Annotated in this window: 1 protein-coding gene; it reads left to right on the top strand. The window is 41.5% G+C overall.

Annotated elements, in window-relative coordinates; all coding sequences use genetic code 11:
• Positions 1-44 precede the first annotated feature (44 nt).
• On the top strand, positions 45-1,138 hold a 1,094-nt coding region (locus AB840_RS15370; protein WP_152669425.1), incomplete at its 3' end, for an IS1634 family transposase.

The raw sequence follows: 1,138 nt of genomic DNA, 5'->3' as shown, positions 1-1,138 counted from the left end.
CGATTCCGGTTCCAACTGTTGTAAAGCATGGCACTACCCCTTATATGGAATGCAAACATCTGTACTATGGTGCTACGTATCTGTTGGAAGCTGTGGCTGATACGCTTGGTCTTACTGCAGATCTTCAATCCTGCTTTCCCAATGACTATCAACAGATGTTATCGATTGCTTTTTACCTCATTCTCGAAGACAACAATCCGTTGTACCGGTTCGAAAAATGGCATTGCACACATAAGCACCCATATGGCAAAAATATTATTTCACCAAGGAGCAGTGAGTTCTTTTCATCCATCACAGCGGAACAGATGCAGCAGTTCTTTCGGTTGCAAGGCAGACGCCGTGTAGAAGATGAATACTGGGCATATGACAGTACCAGTATTTCCAGTTACTCAGAGACCTTGGCGCAGGTTCAATATGGCAAGAACAAAGAGAATGATACGTTGCCGCAGTTGAATCTTCTGCTTATTTTTGGTGAAACATCAGGGCTGCCTTTTTATTACCGTAAGCTTGCGGGAAATATACCTGATGTGAAAACGGTAACCCATTTGTTGGATGATCTGGATATTCTGGGGTTTAGCAAAACAAAATTCGTGATGGATATGTTTACGAACTTTGATGAAGGAATCAACACCTATGGCTGCACCGTAACAAGCGAATGGGATTATGTACAAGAACGTCCCTACAAAGGAGATGTTATCAGAGATAAACGCAGGATCTACATCCATTACTATTATAGTATCGAAAAAGGTGCGGACGATGAACAGGCTTTTGATAAACGGATTGTTACATTGTGTAAAGAACTGCAGACAGGAAATCTGGTAGAAAGTCACCGGAAAGCCTATGAGCAATTTTTTGAAGTAAAAATCACTCCCAAACGGGGTAGACAAGTACATTACAAAGAAGATGCTATCAAAAAAGCACGTCGTTACTTCGGTTATTTTGCACTGATCACAAACGAAAAGATGTCTGCCTTCACCGCATTGCATCTCTACAGAAAGAAGGATGTGGTAGAAAAAGCGTTTGGCAACATTAAGGAACGGCTTAATATGAGGCGGCTTCTCGTTTCATCTGAAACGGGACTGGATGGCAAAATTTTTGTTACATTTGTTGCGTTGATTCTTATATCGTATCTGGATCA

Source organism: Megasphaera cerevisiae DSM 20462 (assembly GCF_001045675.1).
Classification (GTDB): domain Bacteria; phylum Bacillota; class Negativicutes; order Veillonellales; family Megasphaeraceae; genus Megasphaera; species Megasphaera cerevisiae.
The sequence above is the reverse complement of the archived record's forward strand: the minus strand, read 5'-3'. Positions and strand labels throughout refer to the sequence as shown.